The sequence below is a fragment of the Archangium sp. genome (genome assembly GCF_057119385.1).
The window spans coordinates 19,316-44,741 of sequence record NZ_DBNGVP010000092.1 but is presented as its reverse complement, the minus strand read 5'-3'; the positions used below and the strand labels follow the sequence as shown (position 1 = coordinate 44,741).

The window sequence follows — 25,426 nt, the reverse complement described above, 5'->3', positions numbered from 1 at the left end:
TCCGTAAGGATTCCGGCCGTTTGCTCCCGAACAGGAGCACCGAGGACCGGCAAGAACGTGTGCGTAGTGGGTTGACTGAAACGACGAGCCCACCACCAACCAGGGGCTGGCGGCGGGCGGGCTTCTCTAACAAAACCCATGCCGCCGGTGCAAGCTTCGCGACGCGGGGTGGGAACGGGTGGACGGGAGCCGGGCACCCAGGGGAGCTGGGGCCCGGCCCGCCGCCGGGGGGCGACTAGACGCTGGCCTCGGACGCCCCGTGGCACTTCTTGTACTTCTTGCCGCTGCCGCAGTGGCACGGATCATTGCGGCCCAGCTTCGGGCCTCCGGCCGGAGCGCCCTGGCGGGTGGCGGCGGCCGGACGGGCGGCGGAGGACTCGGCCAGCTTGCCCTCGGCGTCCGCACGGCCCTCGTGCATCTGACGCTGGCGCTGGGCCATCTGCCGGGCCAGCCGGGCCTCTTCCTGGGCCGCGTCGGAGGCACCCTTGGCCTGCACCCGCATCATCTGCATGGCGAACTGGGTGCTGATGGCGCCCAGCATCTGCATGAAGCCGTTGTAGCCCTCCTTCTTGTACTCCTGCTTCGGGTCCTTCTGGCCGTAGCCGCGCAGGCCGATGCCCTGGCGCAGGTGGTCCATCGCCAGCAGGTGGTCCTTCCACAGCGTGTCGATGGTGACCAGGTAGCGCACCTGGAGGAAGCGCAGGAACTCCTCGCCGAACTCCTGCTCGCGCGTCTGGATGACCTTCTCCGCCGCCTTGTAGATGTCCTCCTGCAGCTCCTCGCGCGAGCTCGCCTTGGCGAAGGACAGCTCCAGGTTGAGCGACTCCTTCACCCCGCGGGCGAGCGCCTCCAGGTCCCACGACGCCGGGTTCCGCGACGGGCAGTAGGTGTCCGTCAGCGAGACGATGACGTCCTCGACGGCGTCCAGCAGCATCTCCCGGTAGTCCTCCCAGGAGACGGTCTGCTCGGTGCGGATCTTCGCGCGGGTCTTCTTGTCCTCGTCGTACTCGACCAGCGGGATGCCGGCACCGGCGGCCAGCACCTTGCGGCGCAGCTTGTAGATGGTGCGCCGCTGCTGGTTCATCACGTCGTCGTACTCGAGCAGGTTCTTGCGGATGTCGAAGTTGTGTCCTTCGACGCGCCGCTGGGCGCTCTCGATGGCGCGGCTGAGCCACACGTGCTCGATGACCTCGCCCTCCTCCATGCCCAGGCGCTCCATCAGGCCCGAGATGCGCTCGGACCCGAAGATGCGCATCAGGTCGTCCTCGAGCGACAGGTAGAAGCGGCTGCCACCCGGGTCACCCTGGCGGCCGGCGCGGCCACGCAGCTGGTTGTCGATGCGGCGCGACTCGTGGCGCTCGGTGCCGATGATGTAGAGGCCACCGGCGGCCACCACTTCCTCGCGCTCCTTCTGCGTCTGCTCCTTGTACCGGGCCAGCACCGTCTCGAAGCGCTGCTTGTGCTCGGCGAGCGCCTGCTGGTGGGCCGTCATCTCCGCCGTCGGCTGGCCGTCCGGCCCCGTCGTCACGGCGGGAGGCTGCGGCTCGGGGCCCACCTCGGACTTGGCCATCACCTCGGGGTTGCCGCCCAGGAGGATGTCCGTACCGCGGCCGGCCATGTTGGTGGAGATGGTGACGGCGCCCTTGCGGCCCGCCTGCGCGACGATCTCCGCCTCGCGCTCGTGCTGCTTCGCGTTGAGCACGTTGTGGGGGATGCCCTGCTTCTTGAGGAAGTTGGCCACCACCTCGCTCTTGGCGATGGACACCGTACCCACCAGCACCGGCTGCCCCTTCTTGTGCAGCTCGACGATGTCCTTGGCCACCGCCTCGAACTTCTCGCGCTCGGTCTTGTAGACGACGTCGTCCTGATCCTTGCGGATCATCGCCCGGTTGGTGGGTACCACCCGGACCTCGAGGTTGTAGATCTTCGAGAACTCCTCGGCCTCGGTGTCGGCGGTGCCGGTCATGCCCGAGAGCTTGGAGTACATACGGAAGTAGTTCTGGAACGAGATGGTCGCCAGCGTCTGGTTCTCGTTCTCGATGTTCACGCCTTCCTTGGCCTCGACGGCCTGGTGCAGACCGTCCGACCAGCGGCGGCCCGCCATGAGGCGGCCGGTGAACTCGTCGACGATGATGACCTCGCCGTCGCGCACCACGTAGTCGCGGTCACGCTTGTAGAGCGTGTGCGCGCGCAGGGCCTGCTCCACGTGGTGGAGCGTCTCGATCTCGCCCGGATCGTAGAGGTTGTTGATCTTCAGCCGCTGCTGGATCTTCTCGATGCCCGAGTCGGTGAGGGACACCGACTTGTGCTTCTCGTCCAGGATGTAGTCCTGGTCCGGCACCAGGCCCGGAATCACCTTGTCGACGTTGTAGTACTTGTCGGTGGTGTCGTCGGTGGGGCCGGAGATGATGAGCGGGGTGCGGGCCTCGTCGATGAGGATGGAGTCCACCTCGTCCACGATGGCGAAGTTCAGCTCGCGCTGGACGTAGTCCTGCAGGCGGAACTTCATGTTGTCGCGCAGGTAGTCGAAGCCGAACTCGTTGTTCTGCCCGTAGGTGATGTCCGCCCGGTAGGACTCCTGGCGCTGACGGTCGTTCAGCTCGTGGAGGATGCAGCCGGTGGTCATGCCCAGGAAGCGGTGCACACGGCCCATCCACTCGGCGTCGCGCCGGGCGAGGTAGTCGTTCACCGTCACCACGTGCACGCCGCGGCCGGACAGGGCGTTGAGGTACGAGGGCAGCGTGGCGGTGAGCGTCTTGCCCTCACCGGTGCGCATCTCCGCGATGCACCCCTGGTGGAGGAACATGCCACCGATCATCTGCACGTCGTAGTGCCGCTGGCCGATCACCCGGCGGGCGGCCTCGCGCGTGATGGCGAAGGCGTCGTACAGCAGCTCGTCCAGCGGGCGGCCGTTGGCCACCTCCTGCTTCATCCGTGCGGTGGCGGCGGGGAAATCCTCATCCTTGAGCGCCCGCATCTTGCTCTCCAGCTCATTGATGCGGGCTACCTTCGGGTACGTTTTCTTGAGCTCGCGCTCATTCTTCGTCCCGATGATCTTCTTCAGCGTCCATTCGATCATGCGATTCTGACTCTCTCGCCGGAGAATCCTCGAAGGGACGCGGCGAGTGAAGGGAAATCCCTGGATTGTAGGTGGGATGCAGGAAGGAAACCATGCGTTTCTCCCGCGTCATTCCACCTGATTGGCCGCCGCGCGAGCGGCAGGACAGAGTAAAGCGGAACCGAGGCCACGCAATGCCCTCCCGTCGAAAAGAGACCCATCGTCCCGCAAGGCGCCCTGCTCCCCGCCCTCAAAAGGGCCCCCCCCCTGCTCGGGGGGCGAAGCCGGCGCCCGTGCCACTTCCCGCGGTTCCACCCCGGGTGAAGTCACCGCCCATACCAGCGGTCACCCTCCCTTCTCAACCCGGGCGGTGGCTGTGGACCTGCCGCGCCGGTTTCGAGCCCCACTTGTTCGAGGAGCTGGCATGGGCGGGAGCCTCCCCCCGGCTGCTCGGCGAGGTGCTCGTGGAGAGCGAGAAGCGCCCCACCGAGCCCCCCGTCTTCGCCCGCACGGGCATCCGCGTGCAGACCTCCCTGCCGTCCGATCAACCTCCCGAGCAGCTCGCCGAGACAATCTCCGCCCGGGTGCTCGAGGCGGTGCCTGGCGGCTCGCTCGTGCTCCAGTCCTTCACCCCGGACAGCCCGGCCGGCAACCGGATGGCGGACGAGGCGGATGCCCTGCTCGAGGCGGTGCGGGCCCGGCTGCCCCCGGAGCGGCTGCTGGAGGAGACGTGGCGGGCCCGCGAGGCCGGCGCCACGCTCGTCGAGCTGTGTGTGGCCCCCGGGGTGGTGCTGGTGGGCTCCGTGCCCGCGCGCGAGGCCCTGTCGCTCTCGCCGGGTGGACGTCAGCGCATGCGGCGCTCGGCCGACTCCCCCTCCCGCGCGGCGATGAAGCTGGAGGAGGCGCTCGTCAACCTCCCCTTCGAGCCGGGCCGGGGTGAGGTGTGCGTGGACCTCGGCGCGGCGCCGGGCGGGTGGACGCAGCGGCTGGTGGCCCGCGGAGCCCGGGTGATTGCCGTGGACCCGGCGAAGCTCATGCCCGAGTTGGCCCGGCAGCCCCGCGTGGAGCACATCCAGGAGAGCGCCTTCGCCTACGCCCCCGAGGAGCCCGCCGACTGGCTCTTCTGCGACATGGCCTGGCGGCCCATCGAGGTGGCGCAACTGCTGGCCAAGTGGGGCCGGCGCGGCTGGGCCTCGCACCTGGTGGCCAACATCAAGCTGCCCATGAAGGACAAGAACCCCCTCCTCGTGCGCGTGCGGCACATCCTCACGCAGGAGGGCGGCTGGCAGGGGCTGACGATGCGCCAGCTCTACCACGACCGCGACGAGGTCACCGTCACCGCGCACAAGGTGACCTAGCCCTCCCCTCGCGGTTAAAGAACGGCCATGCCCTACGCCATCGACGAAGCCATGGCCACCGCGCTGGTGACCCTCTACCCCCGGCTCGTGCAGCGCTCGCCCGAGCCCGTGAAGGTCGCGCTCCAGCGCCTGCTCGACGAGGAGCACGCCCGCCGCGGCGTGCCGGACGCCACGGGCGCGCTCAATCCGCTCGCCCTCACCCAGGGCACGCTCCTCAAGGAGGAGTTCGACCTCTCCACCCACGCCCACCACGCGGGCTGGACGCTGGGCGCGCTCATCGCCGACGTGAAGGGGATGATCCACGTCAACGCGCGCCACGGCTTCCCCGCCGGCGATGCGATGCTGCGGGCCGTGGTGGAGTCCCTGCGCGCCCAGTTCCCCGGCGCGAAGCTCATCCGGCTGCACGGGGACAACTTCGCCGTGCTGCTGGTGCCCACCTCGGGCCTCTCGGTGACGGAGGCCCTGCGCGAGCCCACCCGCTCCCGGCTCTCCGCGGATGCTCGCGCCGCGCTGCCCGCGGGCGCCGAGGCTCCCGACTTCACGCTCGCCCTGCTGGAGCTCACCATCGAGCAGCCCACCCACTGGCAGGTGCTGGGGCCTCTCGTGTGGGGCGAGCTCGAGCGCGCCTATACGCTGGAGCGCATGGGGAACGCGGGGGGGCTGCAGCAGCGGCGGCTCCAGCTCGGCGGGTTCGTTCCCGGACGCTCGGAGTCCTGAAAATGCGAAAGGGGTGAAGGCCCGATGACCCTCACCCCACCCTCTCCCAGAGGGAGAGGGGGCTCACTCACGCGCCTCGTTACTCCTCGAGGATGAACTTGCGCGGGTTCTGCGGGATGCCGTTCACGCGCACTTCGTAGTGCAGGTGCGGGCCCGTCGAGCGGCCCGTGTTGCCCACCGCCGCGATCAGCCCGCCCCGCTTCACCCGGTCACCCGCCTTCACCAGGATCTTCGCCAGGTGGCCGTAGCGCGTCTTGATGCCGTAGCCGTGGTCGATGACGATCACGTTGCCGTAACCGCCCTCCAGGCCCGCGAACACCACCGTGCCGTCCGACGGCGCGAAGACGTCCTTGCCGTGCGGCGCCGCGATGTCCATGCCCGCGTGCATCACCCGGTCCGCCGTGTACGGATCCAACCGCGAACCGAAGTCGCTCGTCACCCAGCCGCGCGTCGGCCACAGCGACGGCGTGGAGGCCAGCAACGACTTCTGGTCCTGGAAGTAGGCCTGCAGCTCGTGGAGGCTCTGCTCCTGCCGGGTGGCCTCGGCGCTCAGCCGATCCAACTTCCCCGTCAGCGCCTTGGGCGACTCCATGTTCGACAGCTCGGAGAACGCCGTCTCCGCCGCCGGAGAACCCACCCCCGGCTCCGGCTCCACCGGGCCCATGGCCAGGTTGCGCTGCGGATCCGACAGCAGCGTGATGGCCCGCAGCTTCTGGTCGAACCGCTCCACCCGATCCAGCGTGGAGCCGATGTGCTCGATGCGCTCCCGAACCGACTTCAACTGCCCGCGCAGCGTCAGGTTCTCCTCACGAAGAATCCGATTCTCCGCCGCGTCCCGAGCCACCTGGAAGTAGTGAAGGGTGGCCCCCAGGGCCAACCCCGCCAGCAGCAGAAGGCCGCCTCCCACCTGGAGGAACAGCGACTTCTGCACGCGGTAGCGCTTGACCGGTGATTCGTGGTCCGGGACCACGATCAGGGTGTAGGACTTTTTCGCCAATGCCAGCTCCCTTGTGCGCCTCAGCGCTTCGGCGTGCGAACCCGGGGCCCGAATCTAGGTCATGCCCGAGTGCGCTTCATCTCCCCCACGCCCCGACACCCGCCCATCCGTCATCCATCGTGCCTCTCAGGACACAGGAATCGTTTGGGCAGCTACCACCCGACTTCTCAGGGTGTCAAGTAAGGACACACGACACCCGACGTTCCACGTCCAGTCGCGTGGAACAATTCCAGGCGCCCTCTCGGAGCGCCCTGATTTCAGGCTGAAACCTGAACGACGATGACGGTGATGTTGTCGTCGCCGCCCCGCTCGTTCGCCAGGTCGATGAGCCGCTTGGGAACGTCGGCGAGGCTGGCGGAGGCCTGCACCGCTTCGTGCAGTTCCCGGTCCTCCACCATGTTGGCGAGACCGTCCGAGCACAGCAGGAAGACGTCTCCTGGCTCCGCCACCACCCCCATCACGTCCACCTGGACTTCCTCTTCGAAGCCCACCGAGCGCGTGATGATGTTCTTGTAGCGGGAGTGCTTGGCCTCCTCGGGGGTGATCATCCCGGCCTTGATCTGCTCGTTGACCAGCGAGTGGTCCTCGGAGATCTGCTGGATGAGGGGACCCCGGACGAGGTAGGCGCGGCTGTCGCCGACGTGCGCGAAGAACGCCTGGTTGTCGCGCACGACGAGCGAGATGACCGTGGTCCCCATGCCCGACAGGCGCGGATCCTCCTGCGCGGTGGTGAAGATGGCCAGACAGGCCCTCTCCACCGCCGTACGCAAGGCATCCGGCAGGAGCGCGTCCTGCAGGTTGGAGGTGGTGACGAACGGGTTGTCCCGACCTTCACGGGCCCGTCGCAGTTCCTTGTCGATGGTCTCGACGGCGATGCGCGAGGCGGTACCGCCCCCGGCATGGCCGCCCATACCATCCGCGACGACGTAGAGCTGCAGCTCGTCGTCGATCAGGAAACTGTCTTCATTATGGTTGCGCTTACGCCCCACATCCGTGAGGCCGGCCGAGACGACCTTCATGCGGGGAGCCGCGGTCTGCCCTGCGGTTCTGGACACGGGCTGGATGCTATGTGAGGGACTCTATCGGAGCAAGGAGGCGTTGCACGTACCCGGCTACGCACTGCGGCGCAGCCGGGTCCGGGGGCCGCCGTCCGGGGCCGGCTCCCTCCGGGCCCGGGGGGGCCCGGATGCCCGATGGGCCGAGCGCACCAGGGCCTCGGCCGCTCCCAAGGCCTCCCGCGTCACCTCGACACCGGACATCATCCGCGCCAGCTCCTGGGTGCGCGCGGCCCCCGCCTCCAGAGGCACCACCTCCGAGACGGTCCGCTCGCCCTTGAGCCCCTTGCGGATGAGCAGGTGCGCGTCCGCGTAGGCCGCCACCTGCGGCAGGTGGGTGATGCACAGCACCTGACGGTGCCCGCTCACGTCCCGAATCATCCGGCCCACCACGTCCGCGATGGCGCCACTCACCCCCGAGTCCGCCTCGTCCAGGATGTAGCAGCCGCAACCGTCACTGTCCGCCAGTGCACGCTTGAGGGCCAGCAGCAGGCGCGAGGCCTCACCACCGGACGCCACCTTGGCCAGCTGCCGGGCAGGCTCACCCGGGTTGGCGCTGAAGAAGAACTCCACCTCGTCCAGGCCCTCGGACTTGAGCTGGGTGCCGGGCGTCACCCGCACCTCGAAGGCGGCCTTGCCCAGCGCGAGCATCCCCAGGCCCTCGCGCACCTGCGTCCCGAAGGACACGGCGCACGCCGCACGCGCCCGAGACAGGGCCTCGCCACTGCGGCGCGCCCGCTCCTCCGCGGCCTTGCGCTCCCGGGCGAGCTGCTCCAGCACCTCCTGCCGGTTGTCCAACGTGGACAGCTCCGCCTCCAGCGCGTCGCGCTTCTGCAGCACCCCGTCCAGCGTGGTGGCGTGCTTGCGGCACAGCCGCTTGAGCGCGTCCAGGCGATCCTCCACCTCGCTCAGCCGGGCCGGGTCGGACTCCAGCCCCTCCACGTACCGGCCGAGCCGGCGCTGCGCCTCCTCCAGCTCCGCGAGGGCCGAGCCCAGCGACTCCGCCACCGGCGCCAGCGTGGCGTCGCACTTCGCCGCCTCCGTCACCAGCCCCAGCGCGCGGCCCACCGTCTCCATCGCGCTCGACTCCTCGCCGGACAGCAGCTGCTCCGCCTCGGCGCCCTGCCGCTTGAGCTTCTCCGAGCCCGCCAGCCGGCGCCGCTCGGCATCCAGCCGCACGTCCTCGCCCGACTCCGGGTCCAGGCGGGTGATCTCATCCAGTTGGAAGCGCAGGAACTCGGCACGCTCGCGCAGCCGGGACTCGTCCCCGCCCAGCGCCTCCATGCGCGACACCACCTCCGCCACCGCCGCGTAGTCCCGGCCATAGGCGGCGAGCTGCTCCTCCAGCCGCCCGTAGCGGTCCAGCAGCACCCGGTGCAGCCCGGCGTCGAAGAGGCTCACGTGCTCGTGCTGGCCGGCGATGTCCACCGTGCCGCGCATGAAGCGCGCCAGCACGCCCACCGTCACCAGCGAACCATTGATGTAGGCCTTGGCGCGGCCGTTGCGGCCCACCACGCGGCGCACCAGCACCTCGTCCCCGAGGTCCGGCACGCCCAGCTCCTCCATCCGGGTGGCCAGCACCGGGGTGCGCTCGAAGACGCCCTCCACCGAGGCCTCGTCGCAGCCCGCGCGAATGGCGTCCGCATCCGCCCGCCCGCCCAGCAGCAGCCCGAGGGCGTCCACCAGGATGGACTTGCCCGCGCCCGTTTCGCCCGTGAGCACGGTCAGGCCGGCCCCGAACGTCACCTCCACCTCCTCAATCACCGCCACATTCGAAATGCGCAAGCCCAGCAGCACGGTGCCCTCCTTCGCCATTCGGACCGTACCTGAACAACCTAGCAGTGGGCTCTGACACTGCACAAGCGTTCCGTCCCGAGGCTCGTGCGGCAGCTTGCATGCACGGAGGGTGATGTGAGGAGTCGGACTCTCTTGTAGCCCTCCCGGGTCACTCGCCCTGGAAGAGGTCGACGATGTCGTCTTCCGTCAGCAGCTTGCCGAAGTCTCCATCCGCGCTGAGAACACCCGCGGCCAGATCCTTCTTGCGCTTCTGGAGACTGAGAATCTTCTCCTCCACAGTGCCGCGCGTAATGAGCTTGTAGCTGATGACCGCGCGCGTCTGGCCGATGCGGTGGGTCCGGTCGGTCGCCTGGTCCTCCACGGCCGGGTTCCACCAGGGGTCGTAGTGGATGACGTAGTCGGCCGCGGTGAGGTTGAGGCCCGTACCACCCGCCTTGAGGCTGATGAAGAAGAGCGGAGGCCCGTCCGGACGGTTGAACTCGTCCACCTTGCCCATGCGGTCCTTCGTCCGGCCGTCCAGGTAGAGGTAGCGCAGGCCCCGGCGGTCCGCCTCGCCCTTGAGCAGCTCCAGCATCTCGGTGAACTGGCTGAAGACGAGCGCACGGTGGCCCTCGGCCACGAGGTCGTCCACCAGCTGGCCGAAGCGCTCCAGCTTCGCGCTGTTGGGCAGCAGCGTCCCCGGAGGCATCTTGAGCAGGCGCGGATCGCAGCACACCTGGCGCAGGCGCATGAGCGCCGCGAGGATGGAGACGCGGCTGCGCTTGAAGCCCATCTTCTCGATGGACTCGTTCACCTTGCGGCGGCTCTCCTCGAGCACCTCGCGGTAGAGCGCCGCCTGCCCGGGCTCCATCTCGCACCACGCCACGCTCTCCGTCTTGGGCGGCAGATCCTTGGCCACCTCCGTCTTCAGACGGCGCAGGATGAAGGGCTGGATGCGGCGGCGCAGGCGGTCGCGCACGTTGCTGTCGTTGGCCACCTGGATGGGCTGCTCGAAGCGGTCGCTGAAGCCCTCCGCGCTGCCGAGGAAGCCCGGCATGAGGAAGTCGAAGAGGCTCCACAGCTCGCTGAGCCGGTTCTCCAGCGGCGTACCCGTGAGCGCGAGCCGCGTGTCGCTCGGCAGCGACTTGCAGGCCTGCGCCGTGGCGCTGTCCGCGTTCTTGATGTTCTGCGCCTCGTCGAGAATGACGTAGCGGAAGCCCACCTCGCTGAGCGCCTCGAGATCCCTGCGCACCAGCGCGTAGGACGTGAGCACGAGGTCCGCGCCCTTGAGATCCTCCACGCGCTCCTTGCGGTCCTGCCCGTGCCACACCACCGTCTTGAGGCCCGGGGTGAAGCGCTCGGCCTCGCGCTCCCAGTTGGCGAGCACGCTGGTGGGCGCCACCACGAGCGACGGCTTGCGGCCCTCGTCGTTGGCCACCTTCTGCAGCAGGCTCAAGGACTGGATCGTCTTTCCGAGACCCATGTCGTCCGCGAGGATGCCGGACAGCCCGTGCCGGTGCAGGAACCACAGCCAGGACAGGCCCGCCTCCTGATAGTGGCGCAGCGTGGCCTGGAGACCCTCGGGCAGCGCCACCTTGGGCACGCCGTTGGTGTCGCGCAGCTCGGACATCGCCTTGCGCGCCTTGGCCTCCACCTCGGTGAACTCACCGAGCTCGACGAGCAGATCCAACGCGACGGCCTGATGCAGCGGCAGGCGCGTGCGGGTGCGGCCCGGCATGGCGCCGGCCTCCTCCAGGAGGTCCGCGGCACGCTTGATCTCCGCGAGGTCCGCCTCGGCATAGGTGCCGTCCTTCAGGGGCACGAAGCGGCGGCCCGAGTCGAGCCACATGCGCACCGCGCCCAGGTCCACCGCCTGATCATCGGTGACGAACTCGGCATCCAGCTCGAACCAGCTCACCCCGCTCATGCCCACGCGGATGCGCGGACGCAGCTTGGGACGCAGGCGCACCTTGGGGGCCTGCACACCGTAGCGCTCCCAGTCCTCGGGCAGCGACGCGAGCCCCCGCGCCCAGAACTCGATGGCGCCGTCACCGCTCGCCTCGTAGGCGTGGGTGTGGCTGTCGTAGCGCATGCCCAGTTCCTGCAGACGCTTGCCCGCGGCGCGCTCCAGTTCCTCGCGGCGCCGGTACAGCTTGCGGCCATCGGTGCCCACGCCACTGGCGTAGCCCAGGTGCGAGGCCGTGGGCGACACGGGCACGGTGGTCTGCCCGTAGCGCGCCGCCAGCTGCACCTTCACGCGCTCGGGCGTGCCCTCGAGCGTGAGCAGGAAGCGGGGCTCCACGGACTCGTCCACGTCGATGTCGTCCGCCTTGAGCGCCATCTGGAAGCGCGGCAGGTGGGCGGCGAAGAACGTGAGCACCCGGTCCAACTGCCCCACCGGGAACGACATGGTGGGCTCCAGCAACCACTTGCGCACCAGGCGAGGCGGCAGGTCCGGCTCCACCGGCGAGAGCGTCTGCGCCGTGATGATGTACGTGCGCATGCCCGCCAGCAGGATCGCGTCCTTGAGGGCCAGGCTCGTCCCATCCGGCATGAGCAGCTCGATGCGGGCCGTGGCGCCGTCCGGGCGGGACTCGAGGTGGATCTGCGGCCGCACCGGCTCGTCCGAGAAGAGCAGCGCGGTGCCGCGATAGATGACGCGGCGCTGGCGCAGGAACTCGAACATCTCGCACAGGTCCTCGTCGGAGAGGACGATGCGCGAGTCGTACCGCTGCTCGTGCCTGGCGAGCAGGATGAAGACGCGCTCGTCGGCCGGGGCGATGCGGGTGCCGGCCTGGAGCATGCGCTTGATGTGCACGGGCCCCTTCATCTGCGCGTCCTGGCGGCGCACGTCCATCAGCCAGTGACGGCCACCGGGGCCCGTGTTGGAGGGCGTGAGCCGGTAGAGGAACTCGTAGTCTGGCAGCGCGGAGAGGCCCAGCCAGCTCTCCACCTTGGCGAGCGCGGGGAGGCTCACCGCGTCCATCAGGGGCGAGTCCGCCGAGGGGATGGGAACCTCCGGGTCGGCATCCGTCTCGCCGTCCACCGGGGACTCCTCGGGAGCGGCGTCGACCGTGTTGGCCGCGGGCTTGGGCGCGGAGGCGGCGGCCGAGGCAGCGGACGCGGCGGCGGCCGAGGAGGCGATCATCGACGCGCGCAGCCGAGCGGCGTAGACGAGCGCCGCGGCCACCACGTGCTTGCAGTGCGGCCCGTAGACGTTCCACGACTGGCAGGTGCACTTGGAGGTGGGCTTGCCGTTGCCCACTTCGAGCGACACGTCGTAGCGCGCCTGGGGCGAGGAGGAACCGGCCACCTGGGCGCGGATGAGATCTCCCTCCCGTTGGAGCCCGAAGACGCGGCGCGTCTCGGCGACTTCGCGGCCCTTCTTGAAGGTGGTGGGCTGAACTTCCGCCTTGAGGGCGCGCAGCCACTGGCCATCAGGCGGGAAAGAGGCTTCTCGGTTGTCGGCGGTGGAGGGCACGGTCTCGCAAGTCCCTTCCCCCCCGGTGGCGAGGGGAATCCATTCGATTACCACAGACGGGGCAGCCTCCGTCGTGGGAAAAATGCACGTCGATGAACGGGCGATGGTTGCTCGGTCATCCACCGCACGGCTCGCGGCTGTGCGAGCATTGGCGGTCGAAATGGAACGCCCCACCCGCCCCCGAGTTTTCGTCACGCGACAACTTCCCGGAGACGCGCTGGCCCGGCTGGCCGCTCAGGTCTCACTCCGGGTGTGGGAAGAGCAGTTGCCTCCCCCACGCGACGTCCTCCTCTCGGAGGCCCGGGAGGTGGACGGGCTCATCACCCTGCTGACCGACCGGGTGGACGAGCCCCTGCTCGACGGCGCCCACCGCCTCCGGGCCGTCAGCAACGTGGCGGTGGGGTACGACAACATCGATGTGGCGGCCTGTACCGCCCGGCGCATCCCCGTGGGCCACCTGGGCGGCGCCGCGCTGGATGTGACGGACCCGGAGCCCCTGCCCTCCGACAGCCCGTTGATGACCCTTCCCAACGTCCTGCTCGCCCCCCACATCGCGAGCGCCAGCCACGCCACCCGTGGACGAATGGCCTCCATGGCGGTGGATAATCTCCTCGCCGCGCTGGAAGGGCGGAAGCCCCCTCACTGCGTCAACCCGGAGCTCTTCCCATGAGCAACACCCCTCCTCTCTTCATCCCCGGTCATGACTCCAACCTCGTCGAGGACGTGAAGGCCCGCATCCGCGACGTGCAGGACTTCCCCAAGCCGGGAATCCTCTTCAAGGACGTGACGCCGGTACTGGCGGATCCGCACCTCTTCGGCCGGGTGGTGAACGCCATGGCCGCGCCCTTCCGGGGCCGCCACATCAACAAGGTGGTGGGGGTGGAGGCGCGCGGCTTCATCCTCGGCGCGCCCATCGCCCTGGCGCTGCACGCGGGCTTCGCTCCGGCGCGCAAGCCGGGGAAGCTGCCCTACAAGTCGGTGACGGAGCGCTACTCGCTGGAGTACGGCGCCGACGGGCTGCAGCTCCACGAGGACGCCGTGGGCCGCGGAGACCGGGTGCTCATCGTGGACGATCTGCTGGCCACGGGCGGCACCGCGGAGGCGACGGCCCGGCTGGTGACGAAGCTCGGCGGTGAGGTGGTGGGCTTCAGCGTCCTCATCTCGCTGGACTTCCTGCCCGGGCGCGAGCGGCTGGGCCGCGAGAAGGTCTGCGCGCTGTTGTCCTACTGAGCGCCGAGCACATGGCGGTACGGTCCGTTCCCTGGGAGAAACCTTGGCGAAACAAAACACGATAGAGCTGGTATCGGGCCGGAACATCCACTTGCGATTCCTCGAGCAGTCACTGGTGTACGAGGGACTGGTGGCGGGAATCCCGCAACGGGAGGACAACCCGCGTTTCGTCGAACGCATCCTGGAGGGTGCACGCAAGCACTTCCATGGGCACAAGCCCTACTTGATCCCTCCTCCCGAGCGGCCCCTCGAGGACCCACGGCCCCCGTTCGCCCGAAGCACTCCACCGATGCCCCTCCCCTCCGTGGCCTGCATCGCCCGCTTCTATTCGCACTACGAGGCCCGGGACCCCGCCAAGGACTACTCGGGGCTGGCCGTGCTCTGGTTCCAGGACGAGTTCGCCTTCCCCATCGACCCCTCGGTGATGAAGAGCCTGAGGGAGCTCGACTGGGAGCGCTACGCCTTCGACTATGACTATTGACGCCCGCGGCCCGGCCCACGGGCGTTGACCCCCAGTCCCGGTTGACGCCGTGGGTCCACGGGCTTATAAGTTGGTTAACCAACCTAGAAATGGAGCCGCGGATGGCCCGCCCATCGAACACGGAGGAGCGCCGGCAGCAGATCGTCGAGGGGCTGCTGCGCGTCATGGCCGAGCGCGGCTACGAGCGAGCGTCCATCGCGGAGATCGCCAGGGCGGCGGGGCTCAGCCCGGGGCTGGTGCACTACCACTTCACGGAGAAGCAGGAGATCCTCCTGACGCTGGTGGAGCAGCTCGCGGGGCGCGTGCGCGAGCGGGTGAAGACGCGGCTGGAGCGGGTGAAGGGCGGAGCCCGGGCCCAGGTGGACGCGTTCCTCGACGCCTTCCTGGCCACGGGAGAGGACGCGGACCCCTCCTCGGTGGCCGCGTGGGTGACCATCAGCGCCGAGGCCGTGCGGCAGCCGGAGGTGCGCGCGGCGTACGAGAAGGTGGTGCGCGCGGACCTCGCGCTCCTGGAGGAGCTGGTGGGCGCGGTCATCGGCCGCCGGAGGGCGCGGGCGGTGGCGGCGGGCCTCTTCGCGGCGGTGCAGGGCTACTTCGTCCTCTCGACGGCGGCACCGGGCCTCACGCCTCCGGGCTCCGCCGCGGGTACAGTGAAACGCATGGCCGCGGGGCTGCTCGACGCGGCGGAGTCCCCGGAGGGCACGTGAAGACCTCGCTGAATACCCCCATGAAGCTCGGGCTGCTCACGAGCCTCTACCTCTCGCAGGGCCTGCCCTTCGGCTTCTTCACCCAGACGCTGCCCGTGCTGCTGCGCAAGCAGGGCATGTCGCTGCCGGACATCGGCCTGGCCAACCTGCTCGCGCTGCCGTGGGCGCTCAAGTTCCTCTGGGCGCCGCTCATGGACCGGTACGGCTCGGAGCGCCTGGGCCGGCGGCGCGGCTACATCCTCCCGCTGCAGTTCCTCTCGGCGGCGCTGCTCCTGGGGCTCGCCCTTCCCGAGGGCACGGTGGGCATCCCCGTCCTCCTCGGGGCCGTGCTGCTCGTCAACCTGCTGGCGGCCACGCAGGACGTGGCCACGGACGGGCTCGCGGTGGAGTTGCTGGAGCGCCACGAGCGCGGCTGGGGCAACGGCATCCAGGTGGCCGGCTACCGCGTGGGAATGATTCTCGGCGGCGGGTTGATGCTCATCCTCATCGACACCCTGGGCTGGCGCGCCACCCTGCTGAGCATGGGCGCGATGCTGCTCGTGGCCACGGTGCCGGTGGCCCTGTTCCACGAGCCCCCCTCCCCCGCTTCCGGACACGAGGCCGTGCACCTCGGGCCCTGGCTCCGCGAGTCCCTGCTGTCCTGGGCGCGGCGTCCCGGCGCGGGCACGTGGCTCACCCTGCTCGCCCTCTTCAAGGCGGGCGAGCACCTGGCGACGGGCATGCTGCGCACCTTCCTCGTCGACACGGGGCTGGAGCTGGCCCAGGTGGGGTGGATGCTCGGCGTCGTGGGCTTCACCACGGGCCTGCTGGGCGCGCTCATCGGCGGGGCGCTCGTCAACCGGCTGGGACAGCGGCGCGCGCTGCTCATCTTCGGCATCCTGCAGGCGGCGGCGGTGCTCCTCTACGCCCTGGCCGCGCTCGGAGCCTCCGTGCCCGTGCTCGCCCTCGTCTGCGGCGTGGAACACCTGGCGAGCGGCATGGCCACCGCCACCCTCTTCACGGTGATGATGGACCAGTGCCGCCCGGAGCACGCCGCGTCCGACTACACGCTGCAGGCCTCGCTCGTGGTGCTCGCCACCGGCGCCGCCGCGGCCATCAGTGGCTTCAGCGCCCAGGCCTTCGGCTACGCGTGGCACTTCACGCTCTCGGCGGCCGTCTGCGCCCTGGCCGTCGTCTGGGTGGCCCTCACCTTCCATCCTCCCCGGACGCTCGAGCCCGGGGCTCACCCGGAGGTGTCGTGATGACCATCGCCGTCTACGCGGGCAGCTTCGATCCGGTGACCGCCGGCCACCTCTCCGTCGTCCGTCAGGCCGCGCGCCTCTTCGGCCATGTCGTGGTGGTGGTGGCCATCAACCCCGAGAAGCGCACCCTCCTCACCGTGGCCGAGCGCGTGGAGTTGCTGCGCGAGGTGGTGTCGCTCCACCCCAACGTCACCGTGGCCAGCACCGAGGGCCTCATCGTGGACTACGCGCGGGCCATCGGCGCCAGCGTGCTGCTGCGCGGGGTGCGCGGCGCCACGGATGCCCAGTTCGAGACGACGCTGGCCCAGGCCAACCGCGCGCTCGCCCCGGACCTGGCCACCCTCTTCCTCCCCGCCGAGTCCCACCTCGCCGAGGTGAGCAGCAGCCGCCTCAAGGAGAAGCTGGCGCGCGGCGAGGACGTCTCCGACTTCTGCCCGCCCGCCGTCGCGGCCAAGCTGCGCTCGCGGTTGCCTCCCCCCTCCCTCCGGAGCCCGTGATGAGCCTGTCCTTCGTCACCCTCGGCGTTGGCGATGCCTTCTCCGCGCTGCACTACTCCTCGTGTCTGGCGCTCGAAGCCGAGGGCCAGGTGCTGCTCATCGACTGCCCCCACCCCATCCGCAAGATGATGCGCGAGGCCAGCCTCTCCTCGGGCGTGGAGCTGGACGCGGACCGCGTGTCGGGCCTCGTCCTCACCCACCTGCACGCGGACCACAGCTCGGGCGTGGAGGGGCTCGGCTACTTCTCCTTCTTCGTCCTCAAACGGAAGTTGAAGCTGCTCGCCCACCCGGACGTGACGCGCCGGCTCTGGGAAGGCCACCTCGCCGCGGGCATGGAGGACCTCATCCGCAAGCCCGGCGGCGAGCCCCAGCGCCATGGCTTCGAGGACTACTTCGAGCCCCTCCCGCTCTCCACCCACGCCGCCGTGCGCTTCGGGCCCTTCTCCATCGAGAGCCGCCTCACGTACCACCACGTGCCCACCACGGCCCTGCGCATCCGCGCCGGGGGACGCTGCCTGGGCTACAGCGCCGATACCGCCTACGACGAGGGCCTCATCTCCTGGCTCTCCGAGGCGGACCTCGTGGTGCACGAGACGAACTACGGCGTGCACACGCCCTACGAGAAGCTGGCCGCGCTGCCCGCCGCCCAGCGCGCGAAGATGCGCCTCATCCACTACCCGGATGACTTCGACCTCGGGGCGAGCAACATCGAGCCGCTCGCGCAGGGGCGCCGCTACACCGTCTGAGCGCCGCTCCCCGAGCGAGCCGGCGTGCTCCATCTCCGTCCCCGTCCCCCACCCGTAGTGAAGCGCCTCCGAGGCCCGTGCCGCTTCCCGGGCGAGGAGGGAGACGCGCCTCGGCACACCGCGTCACGGGGAGGTCACGTGAAAGGATGCACAAGCGGGCCGGACATGGGACATTGGACTTCCAGACGAACACCCATGTCCCTCCCGTTCCGCCCGCCGAGCCCCCTGGCCACCCTGCTGGCCGCCCTGCTTCTCGCCGCTGGTTGCGCCTCGCTGCCCCGGAGCGCTCCCACGTCTCCCTCGGCCGCGGAGTCCGGACCCGCCGACACCACGGCCTCCGAGGCGGAGCAGGACGAGGAACCCACCGTCACGCTCACGCTGCTGCACGTCAACGACGTGTACCAGTTCACCCCGGTGGACTTCGGGGCCCGGGGCGGGCTGGGGCGGCTGTCCACGCTGCGCAAGCAGGTGCTCGCCGAGTCGCCGAACACGCTGTTCCTCATGGCCGGTGACACGCTGGGGCCCTCCGTGGAGTCCACCTTCCACAAGGGCAAGCAGATGATCGACGCGTGGAACGCGCTCGACCTGGACTTCGCGGTGCTGGGCAACCACGAGTTCGACTTCGGCCCGGACGTGCTGCGCCAGCGCATCCAGGAGTCCCGCTTCACCTGGCTGGGCGCCAACGTCATGGACAAGTCGACGGGCCGCACCTTCGCCGAGACCCCGCCCTTCGTCATCCGCGAGGTGGGCGGCGTGAAGGTGGGCATCTTCGGGGTGCTGCTGGGCAAGACGAAGTACAGCTCCAAGCCGGGGCCGGACGTGTACTTCACGGACACGTGCACCAAGGCGCGCGAGCTGGTGCCGCAGATGCGCAAGCAGGGCGCGCAGATCATCATCGGCCTCACGCACCTGTTCGTCGCCGAGGACAAGGTGCTCGCCCGCTGCGCCCCCATCGATCTCATCATCGGGGGCCACGAGCACGTGATGATGCAGGCGGTGTCCAACGGCACGCCCATCATCAAGATGTCCTCCGAGGCACGGGAGCTGGGGCGCGTCACCCTGCACGTGGGCACCCGGAGCGGCAAGCTCAAGAGCATGGACTTCGACGTGCTGCCGGTGACGCCCGAGGTGACGGAGGACCCCGCCTTCGCCCAGGCCATGCACGAGTACGACGCGATGATGGCCGAGCTGTCCCAGCCCGTGGGCCGCACCCAGGTGCCCCTGGATGCCCTCGAGGCCTCCAACCGCAGCCACGAGACGAACCTGGCCTCCTTCGTCGCGGACGCCTACCGCAAGGCCGCTGGCGCGGAGGTGGCGCTCATCAACGGGGGCTCCATCCGCTCGGACTCGGTGCTGAGGCCGGGCCCGCTCACCCGGCGCGACGTGCTGGCCATCCACCCCTACCCGGGCTCGGTGGTGAGCATCGAGGTGTCGGGCGCGGTGCTGCGCCAGGCGCTCGAGCACGGCGTCAGCCGCAGCGCCGAGGAGACGGACCCCGGCCGCTTCCCCCAGGTCTCCGGCATCCAGTACGCCTTCGACGTGTGCCGCCCCCCCGGCGACCGGATTGTCCGCGTCACCGTGAATGGCGAGCCGTTGGATGTGAAGCGCACGTACTCGCTCGCCACCAACTCGTACATGTCCGGCGGCGGTGACGGGTACACCATGTTCAAGGGCGCGAAGTACCGCGTCTCTCCGGACAAGGGCCGCACCACGCAGGACGTGCTGCGCGATGCCTTCGCCGCCGCCGAGTCCATCGCCCCCACCACCACCGGCCGCATCGAGCGGCTGCGCGGGGGCACCCGGGAGCTCGCCAGGAAGGACAACGGGGAGCACGAGGACAGCAAGCACGTGCTGGACTGCCCGAGCACGGTGAGCGCGCACCCGTAGCTCAGGCCCAGCCGCGCAGCCGGTAGACGAAGCGCCCGAAGAGCTCGCGCAGGGCGTCCGTCCCCGCCGACAGGTTGGAGGCCCGCGGCTGCCACCACGTCCCGTGCAGGTGCCAGTCGTGCGCGCGCACGTCCACCACCAGCGTGTCCGGCTTCACCCCCACCGCCTCGAAGGTGCCCAGCGCCCGCGGCATGTGCGCCGCGCTCGTCACCAGCACCAGCCGCTGCCAGCCCTTCTCCCGGATGAGGCGCTCGGACTCCACCGCGTTCTCCCGCGTGTTGCGGCTGCGCCCCTCCAGGACGATCCGCTCCGGCTCGATTCCCCACAGCCGCAGCTGCCGCGCCAGGATGTCCGCCTCCACCAGCGCCCCGGGCCGCGTGTCCAGCGTGCCTCCCGACAGCAGCACCTGGCGCGCCCTGCCCTGCCGCAGCAGCTCGTAGCCGCGGAGGATGCGCTCCACCGGGTGGGTGTACTCGGGCAGGCCCGAGCGCTCGGTGGCGTCCGCGTCCACCGCTCCGCCCAGCACGATGACGGCGTCGTAGACCGTGTCCGGCCGGTACGTGGACACCGCCCCCGCCTCCACCCACCGCTGCAGGCCATTGGCCGTGGGCTCGAGCGAGAAGACGTACACCACCAGCAGCCCCAGCCCCTGCAGCCCGGCCGCCAGCCGCGCCCGTCTCCGGCGCAGCAGCAGGCCCAGCAGCCCCAGCAGCAGGCCCCAGGAGAGCGGCGCGAGCAGCAGATCCAACACCTTCGACAGGAAGAGGAACACGCCCGCGCTACCGCTCGCCCCAGTGGAGCTTCTGCCGGAGGATGGTGAAGTAGCCCACGCGGGTGTTGCGCACCAGGTTCACCCGGTTGGGCGAGCGCACCACCTCGATGCTGTCGCCGCACTGCAGGCCGTGGCCCGTCTGCCCGTCCAGCGTGAGGAAGGTGTCCGCCGTCTCGCTGGCCAGGGTGACGCGGATGGTCCGGTCCGCCGGCACGATGATGGGGCGGTGGGTGAGCGCGTGCGAGCAGATGGGCGTGAGCACGGTGCAGTCCACCGAGGGGTGCACGATGGGCCCGCCCGCGGACAGCGAGTACGCGGTGGAGCCGGTGGGCGTTGACAGGATGACGCCGTCCGCCTTGTACGTGGCGATGGGCACGCCCTCGACGGACACCTCGTGGTCCGCGATGCGCGCCAGCGCGCCCTTGTTGATGACCACGTCGTTGAGGACCTCGTCCTGCACCAGCACCTTGCCGTCGCGCACCAGCCGCGAGCAGAGCTTCATCCGGGATTCCGTCTTGAAGCGGCCGGCGAGCACCTCGTCCAGCGAGAGGAACAGCTCCTCGACGGGGATTTCCGTCATGAAGCCCAGGCTGCCCAGGTTGACGCCGAGGATGGGCGTGGGGCGTCCGTCCAGCAGCCGGGCGGCGTGGATGAGGGTGCCGTCTCCGCCCAGCACCACCACCAGGTCCGCCCGGGTGGCCAGCTCGCGGTCGTCGATCCGGGGCCAGCCGAGCGTATGGGCCAGGAGCCGGTCTCCCAGCACCTCATGCGTGGGGTAGCGCTCCCGGATGCGAGCGGCCAGCTCCGCCGCTTCGGGCTTGTCCTTCTTGGCGACGAGCAACAGGGTCTGCACGATGGGTCCAGGTTCTAGTCCAGGCGGCCAGGGGAGCGCTGGACGAAATGGCCGCTTCGATGACCCTGTGACACGTGGGACCCGGACGCCAGGATTGCTCCATGGACCTCTTCGAGCATGCGAGCCAGAAGGACCAGGCCGCCCTCGCCCCCCTGGCCGAGCGGATGCGCCCCACCCGCCTGGAGGACTTCGTCGGGCAGGAGCACCTCACGGGCGAGGGCCGCTTCCTCCGCCGGGCCATCCAGCAGGACCAGGTGCCCTCGCTCATCCTCTGGGGCCCCCCGGGGACGGGCAAGACGACCCTGGCGTACGTCATCGCCCACTCCACCGGCTCCGCCTTCGAGTCCCTCTCCGCCGTGCTCTCCGGGGTGAAGGACATCCGCGAGACGGTGGCCCGCGCCCAGGAGCGCTGGAGGATGCACCGCCAGCGGACCCTCCTCTTCGTGGATGAGATCCACCGCTTCAACAAGGCGCAGCAGGACGCGCTGCTGCCCCACGTGGAGAAGGGCACCGTCACCCTCATCGGGGCCACCACGGAGAACCCCTCCTTCGAGGTGAACGCCGCGCTCCTGTCCCGCGCCCGTGTCGTCACCCTGCGCGGGCTGGAGGAGGAGGAACTGGTGGCGCTGCTACGCCGGGCGGTGGTGGACACCAGGGGCCTTGGCGGCCGGGTCCAGGTGGACGACGAGGCCCTCACCTTCATCGTCCAGGCCTCGGGAGGCGACGCGCGCCGGGCGCTCACCGCGCTGGAGGCGGCGGCCGCGCACGGGGGCAGCCGGGTGGACAAGGCCAGCGCCGAGGAGGCCCTGCAGCACAAGGCGCTCCTGTACGACAAGGCGGGCGAGGAGCACTACAACGTCATCAGCGCCTTCATCAAATCCATGAGGGGCTCGGACGTGGACGCGGCGCTCTACTGGATGACGCGCATGTTGGAGGCGGGCGAGGACCCCGTCTTCATCCTCCGGCGCATGGTCATCTTCGCCTCGGAGGACATCGGCAACGCGGACCCGCGGGCCCTGAGCGTGGCGGTGGACGCGCTCCGGGCCTTCGAGCTGGTGGGCCTGCCCGAGGGCACCCTGCCGCTCACCCAGGCGGTGACGTACCTGGCGCTGGCGCCCAAGTCGAACGCCGTGCTCACCGCGTACGCCGCGGCGCGCGCCGCCGTCACGGAAGGGGGGCCGCTGCCCGTGCCCCTGCACCTGCGCAACGCGCCCACGAAGCTGATGAAGTCGCTGGGGTACGGCGCCGGCTACAAGTACCCCCACAACTTCGAGGGCCACTACGTCCCCGAGGACTACCTCCCGGAGGCCCTGCGGGGCCGGCGCTTCTACCAGCCCACGCACAACGGCCTCGAGCGGGAGCTGGCCGAGCGCTACGAGGACATCCAACGCCAGCTCGCGGAGCGCTCCCGCGAGCCGGGGGAGGAAGGCTGAGGCTCCTCAGCCCTCGACACTCAGGAGGCGGCCTCGAGGGCGTCGTCGTCGACCTCTCCGTCCTTGCCGCGCTTCATGGAGCGCCCGGCCACCTCGTACTGCTTGAGCAGGCGGCGGAAGTTGGAGCGATCCACACCCGCGGCGCGCGCGGCGCTGGAGACGTTGTGGTTGTGCTTCTCGAGCAGCGCGGTGAGGTAGCGCCGCTCGAAGGCGCGCATGGCCAGCCGCTTCGCCTGGGCGTACGGCAGGTGCGCCAGGCTGAACACCTCCACCTGCGCTCCGGCCTGCGGCGCGTCCTGGAAGCCCGGCGGCAGGTCGTCGACGTCCAGCACCTCCTTCGAGGTGAGCACCACCGCGCGCTCGATGACGTTCTCCAGCTCGCGCACGTTGCCCGTCCACCGGTTGCAGGTGAGCGCCTCCATCGCGCGCGGCGTGAAGCCCGTCACCCGCTTGTCCACCTTCGCCGCGTACAGCTTGAGGAAGTGGTGCGCCAGCAGCGGCACGTCCTCGGGCCTGTCCCGCAGCGGCGGCAGGTCGATGGTGATGACGTTGAGCCGGTAGAACAGGTCCTCGCGGAACTTGCCCTGCTCCTTGGCGCGGTTCAGGTCCACGTGCGTGGCGGCGATGACGCGCACGTCCACCTTCACCGGCTCGTTGGCGCCCACGCGCTTGACCTCGCCCTCCTGCAGCACGCGCAACAGGCGCACCTGGGTGGCGGGAGGCACGTCGCCAATCTCGTCCAGGAAGATGGTGCCGCCGTCGGCCGCCTCGAAGAGGCCCTTCTTGTTGGACGTGGCCCCGGTGAAGCTGCCCTTCACGTGGCCGAACAGCTCGCTCTCCAGCAGCGTGTCCGACAGCGCCGAGCAGTTGACGGCCACGAAGGGCTTGTCCTTGCGCGCGCTGCGGTAGTGGATGGCCCGGGCCACCAGCTCCTTGCCCGTGCCGCTCTCGCCCTGCACGAGCACCGTGGCCGTCGAGTGGCTCACCGTCTCCACCAGCTTGAAGACGCCGCGCATCTGCGACGACTGGCCGATGAGCTCCTCGAACTGGTTGCGCGCGGTGAGCGCCTCCTCCAGCGCCCGCGCCCTGTCTCGCAGCGCCTTGCGCTCGGCGGCCTTGGCCACCGTCATGCTCACTTCGTCGATGTTCTCGAAGGGCTTGGTGAGGTAGTCGTACGCGCCCGCCTTCACCGCCTCCACCGCCGTCTCCACGGTGGCGAAGGCCGTCATCATGATGACCTCCACGTCCGGACGCGCTGCCTTGATTCCGCGCAGCAGGTCCATGCCGGACAGGTTGGGCATCTTGATGTCCAGGACGGCCACGTCGATGGACGGGTCCTTCGCCGCCGTCAGGCCTTCCACGGCGTCGTCGATGGAGACGACCTGGTAGTCCTCCCGCTTGAGGATGGACGTGACCGCCTTGAGGACGATCGGATCGTCATCCACGACCAGGATCTTGGCGCGCCTGGCGCCGGGGGCAGCAACTGGCTGTGGCGTCATGGCAACCTCTCGAGCTGCAGGGGAATGGGGATGTAGACGGTGAAGCGCGAGCCCTCACCCATCTGGGTGTCCACCTTGATGATGCCGCCGTGGTCCTCGACGATCCGGTAGGCGATCGACAGGCCCAGGCCGGTGCCCTGGCCGGGCGGCTTGGTGGTGAAGGACGGCTCGAAGATGTGCCCCAGGTAGCGCTCATCGATACCCGTGCCCGTGTCGGCGACGCGGAAGTAGCACCGGTCACCCTCCTTCCCCGTCTCCAGGGACAGCACGCCGCCCGAGGGGGGCAGCGCGTGCAGCCCGTTCTGCAGCAGGTTGAGCATCACCTGCGACAGCTGGCTCGGGTCTCCGAACAGCTCCGGCAGCTCCGGCGCCAGGCGCAGCTCCAGCTTCACCTTGGAGTACGCCTTGAGCTGGGCCCCGAAGAGCACCGCCGAGTCCTCCGCGCACTTGTTGAGCTGGAAGGTGCGGCGATCCTCCGTCCGGCTGTGGCGGCTGAACTTCAGCAGGCTCTCCACGATGCGCTTGCAGCGCAGCGCGCTCTCCTCGATGAGGTCCAACGACTCCATGTCGGAGGCGTTGCGGCCCTCGTCGCGCTTCATCAACTGCGCGAAGGCGAGGATGCCGCCCAGCGGGTTGTTGATTTCATGCGCCACGCCCCCGGCGAGCTGGCCCACCGCCGCCATCTTCTCCGTGTCGATGAGCCGGCGCGTCATCTCGCGCTCGTCGCTGATGTCCCGGTAGGAGCACACGGCACGCCCCTCGGTCGTCAGCGGGTAGGCCGCCATGGCGTAGGTGCGGCCCCGCTGGCTGATCTCCGCGCGCGCGCCCTTGCCGCTCTGCAGCGCCTCGGGCAGCGGGCAGCCCGGGCACGGCGTGTCCCGGTCGAACAGCAGCTGGTGGCACCGCGGCTCGGCGCCCTCCTCGGACAGCTCGGAGAGCGGCTCCCGGAGCCGGTCCCCCGACAGGTCCGTGTACGCCCGGTTGGCCCGGCGCACCCCGAAGTCCCGCCGCACCACCGCCAGCGGCGTCTCGATGGAGTCGAACGACAGCTCCCACTCGCGCTTGGCCTGGCTCAGCAGGTGCGTGCGCAACGCCACGCGCGTCTCCAACTCGGCGTTGAGCCGCCGCAACTCCTCGTTCTGCTGCTGCGTCACCCGCAACAGCCGCTCGTTCTCCGCCTGGAGCGCGTACTGCTCGAAGGCGCTCTTGACCGTCAGCACCAGATGGCTGTCGTTCCAAGGCTTGGAGATGAAACGGAAGATCTCCGACCGGTTGATGGCCTCCTCGATGGCCTGCTGATCGGCCTGCCCGGTGAGCATGATGCGCTGGGCCCGTGGCACCTGCGCCTTCACCCGGCTGAGGAACTCCACCCCGTTCATCCCCGGCATCCTGAAGTCGGAGATGACCACCTCGGGCGTGAAGCGTTCGAGGGCCTTGAGGCCCTCCTCCGCATCAGAGGCCGTCTCGATCTGCCAATCGCCGCGACGGAGCACCCGCCGGATGGACTTCAGGATGTATTCCTCGTCGTCCACCAGCAGCAGCCGACCGCGTGGCACCGCTCCCTGTGTCTGCGCCAGTTCCAGTGGCAACCTCGTCCTGGGTCCGAGACCCGAGCATTTGCAATGACGCTGCCAACGT

Annotated in this window: 20 protein-coding genes; 11 read left to right on the top strand and 9 right to left on the bottom strand. The window is 69.7% G+C overall.

What is annotated here, in order from left to right; genetic code table 11:
- Positions 1–235: 235 nt before the first annotated feature.
- Positions 236–3,079, bottom strand: coding sequence for a preprotein translocase subunit SecA (gene secA, locus AC16DP_RS21590; RefSeq protein ID WP_329733914.1), 2,844 nt, complete (start codon positions 3,077–3,079; stop codon positions 236–238).
- Between the two features lie 314 nt (positions 3,080–3,393).
- On the opposite strand from secA, the gene rlmM reads away from it, so the two are divergent.
- On the top strand, positions 3,394–4,416 hold the full coding sequence (gene rlmM / locus AC16DP_RS21585) for a 23S rRNA (cytidine(2498)-2'-O)-methyltransferase RlmM (protein ID WP_414640804.1): 1,023 nt from the start codon (positions 3,394–3,396) through the stop codon (positions 4,414–4,416).
- Between the two features lie 27 nt (positions 4,417–4,443).
- Complete coding sequence (locus AC16DP_RS21580; RefSeq protein WP_329733912.1) at positions 4,444–5,133, top strand: diguanylate cyclase domain-containing protein; 690 nt, start codon at positions 4,444–4,446, stop codon at positions 5,131–5,133.
- A gap of 79 nt (positions 5,134–5,212) precedes the next feature.
- Here the strand turns inward: AC16DP_RS21580 and AC16DP_RS21575 are convergent, their stop codons facing one another.
- From AC16DP_RS21575 to AC16DP_RS21560, 4 genes are all read right to left on the bottom strand, one after another.
- Complete coding sequence (locus AC16DP_RS21575) at positions 5,213–6,130, bottom strand: M23 family metallopeptidase (protein ID WP_329733911.1); 918 nt, start codon at positions 6,128–6,130, stop codon at positions 5,213–5,215.
- Between the two features lie 257 nt (positions 6,131–6,387).
- Positions 6,388–7,149: a Stp1/IreP family PP2C-type Ser/Thr phosphatase gene (locus tag AC16DP_RS21570; RefSeq protein WP_211276508.1), complete on the bottom strand. Its 762-nt coding sequence runs from the start codon at positions 7,147–7,149 to the stop codon at positions 6,388–6,390.
- A gap of 93 nt (positions 7,150–7,242) precedes the next feature.
- Positions 7,243–8,982, bottom strand: coding sequence for a DNA repair protein RecN (gene recN, locus AC16DP_RS21565; RefSeq protein ID WP_329733958.1), 1,740 nt, complete (start codon positions 8,980–8,982; stop codon positions 7,243–7,245).
- Positions 8,983–9,130: 148 nt separating this feature from the next.
- Positions 9,131–12,442, bottom strand: a complete 3,312-nt coding sequence (locus AC16DP_RS21560; protein WP_329733910.1) for a DEAD/DEAH box helicase — start codon at positions 12,440–12,442, stop codon at positions 9,131–9,133.
- An 82-nt stretch (positions 12,443–12,524) separates the two neighbouring features.
- Between AC16DP_RS21560 and AC16DP_RS21555 the strand changes: the two genes are divergently transcribed.
- The 8 genes from AC16DP_RS21555 (at position 12,525) to AC16DP_RS21520 (ending at position 19,231) form a co-directional block, all read left to right on the top strand.
- Complete coding sequence (locus tag AC16DP_RS21555) at positions 12,525–13,112, top strand: NAD(P)-dependent oxidoreductase (RefSeq protein ID WP_483956846.1); 588 nt, start codon at positions 12,525–12,527, stop codon at positions 13,110–13,112.
- Positions 13,109–13,672 carry an adenine phosphoribosyltransferase gene (locus AC16DP_RS21550; RefSeq protein ID WP_329733908.1) on the top strand — a complete coding sequence of 188 codons (564 nt, stop codon included), beginning with the start codon at positions 13,109–13,111 and terminating at the stop codon, positions 13,670–13,672. Before AC16DP_RS21555 ends, AC16DP_RS21550 begins: the two co-directional genes overlap by 4 nt.
- Positions 13,673–13,715: 43 nt before the next feature.
- Positions 13,716–14,153 (top strand): hypothetical protein, encoded by a 438-nt coding sequence (locus tag AC16DP_RS21545; RefSeq protein ID WP_329733907.1) that lies wholly within the window; start codon positions 13,716–13,718, stop codon positions 14,151–14,153.
- Positions 14,154–14,254: 101 nt separating this feature from the next.
- Positions 14,255–14,860 carry a TetR/AcrR family transcriptional regulator gene (locus tag AC16DP_RS21540; RefSeq protein WP_329733906.1) on the top strand — a complete coding sequence of 202 codons (606 nt, stop codon included), beginning with the start codon at positions 14,255–14,257 and terminating at the stop codon, positions 14,858–14,860.
- On the top strand, positions 14,857–16,101 hold the full coding sequence (locus AC16DP_RS21535) for an MFS transporter (RefSeq protein ID WP_329733905.1): 1,245 nt from the start codon (positions 14,857–14,859) through the stop codon (positions 16,099–16,101). The genes AC16DP_RS21540 and AC16DP_RS21535 overlap by 4 nt, the downstream gene beginning before the upstream one ends.
- A complete protein-coding gene (gene coaD, locus AC16DP_RS21530) occupies positions 16,101–16,598 on the top strand; it encodes a pantetheine-phosphate adenylyltransferase (RefSeq protein ID WP_329733957.1) in 498 nt (165 codons plus the stop codon). Before AC16DP_RS21535 ends, coaD begins: the two co-directional genes overlap by 1 nt.
- Positions 16,598–17,344, top strand: a complete 747-nt coding sequence (locus AC16DP_RS21525; protein ID WP_329733904.1) for an MBL fold metallo-hydrolase — start codon at positions 16,598–16,600, stop codon at positions 17,342–17,344. Before coaD ends, AC16DP_RS21525 begins: the two co-directional genes overlap by 1 nt.
- A 195-nt stretch (positions 17,345–17,539) precedes the next feature.
- A complete protein-coding gene (locus tag AC16DP_RS21520; protein WP_329733903.1) occupies positions 17,540–19,231 on the top strand; it encodes a bifunctional metallophosphatase/5'-nucleotidase in 1,692 nt (563 codons plus the stop codon).
- Between the two features lies 1 nt (position 19,232).
- Here the strand turns inward: AC16DP_RS21520 and AC16DP_RS21515 are convergent, their stop codons facing one another.
- Positions 19,233–20,003, bottom strand: a complete 771-nt coding sequence (locus AC16DP_RS21515; protein WP_329733902.1) for a YdcF family protein — start codon at positions 20,001–20,003, stop codon at positions 19,233–19,235.
- 7 nt (positions 20,004–20,010) lie between these two features.
- Complete coding sequence (locus AC16DP_RS21510; protein ID WP_329733901.1) at positions 20,011–20,856, bottom strand: NAD(+)/NADH kinase; 846 nt, start codon at positions 20,854–20,856, stop codon at positions 20,011–20,013.
- Positions 20,857–20,957: 101 nt separating this feature from the next.
- Here AC16DP_RS21510 and AC16DP_RS21505 point away from each other — a divergent pair, with 101 nt between their 5' ends.
- Positions 20,958–22,289, top strand: a complete 1,332-nt coding sequence (locus AC16DP_RS21505) for a replication-associated recombination protein A (protein WP_329733900.1) — start codon at positions 20,958–20,960, stop codon at positions 22,287–22,289.
- 20 nt (positions 22,290–22,309) lie between these two features.
- Here the strand turns inward: AC16DP_RS21505 and AC16DP_RS21500 are convergent, their stop codons facing one another.
- Together AC16DP_RS21500 and AC16DP_RS21495 are read right to left on the bottom strand one after the other, a co-directional pair.
- A complete protein-coding gene (locus AC16DP_RS21500) occupies positions 22,310–23,788 on the bottom strand; it encodes a sigma-54-dependent transcriptional regulator (protein WP_329733899.1) in 1,479 nt (492 codons plus the stop codon).
- Complete coding sequence (locus tag AC16DP_RS21495; RefSeq protein WP_329733898.1) at positions 23,785–25,344, bottom strand: ATP-binding protein; 1,560 nt, start codon at positions 25,342–25,344, stop codon at positions 23,785–23,787. Before AC16DP_RS21495 ends, AC16DP_RS21500 begins: the two co-directional genes overlap by 4 nt.
- Between the last annotated feature and the right edge of the window lie 82 nt (positions 25,345–25,426).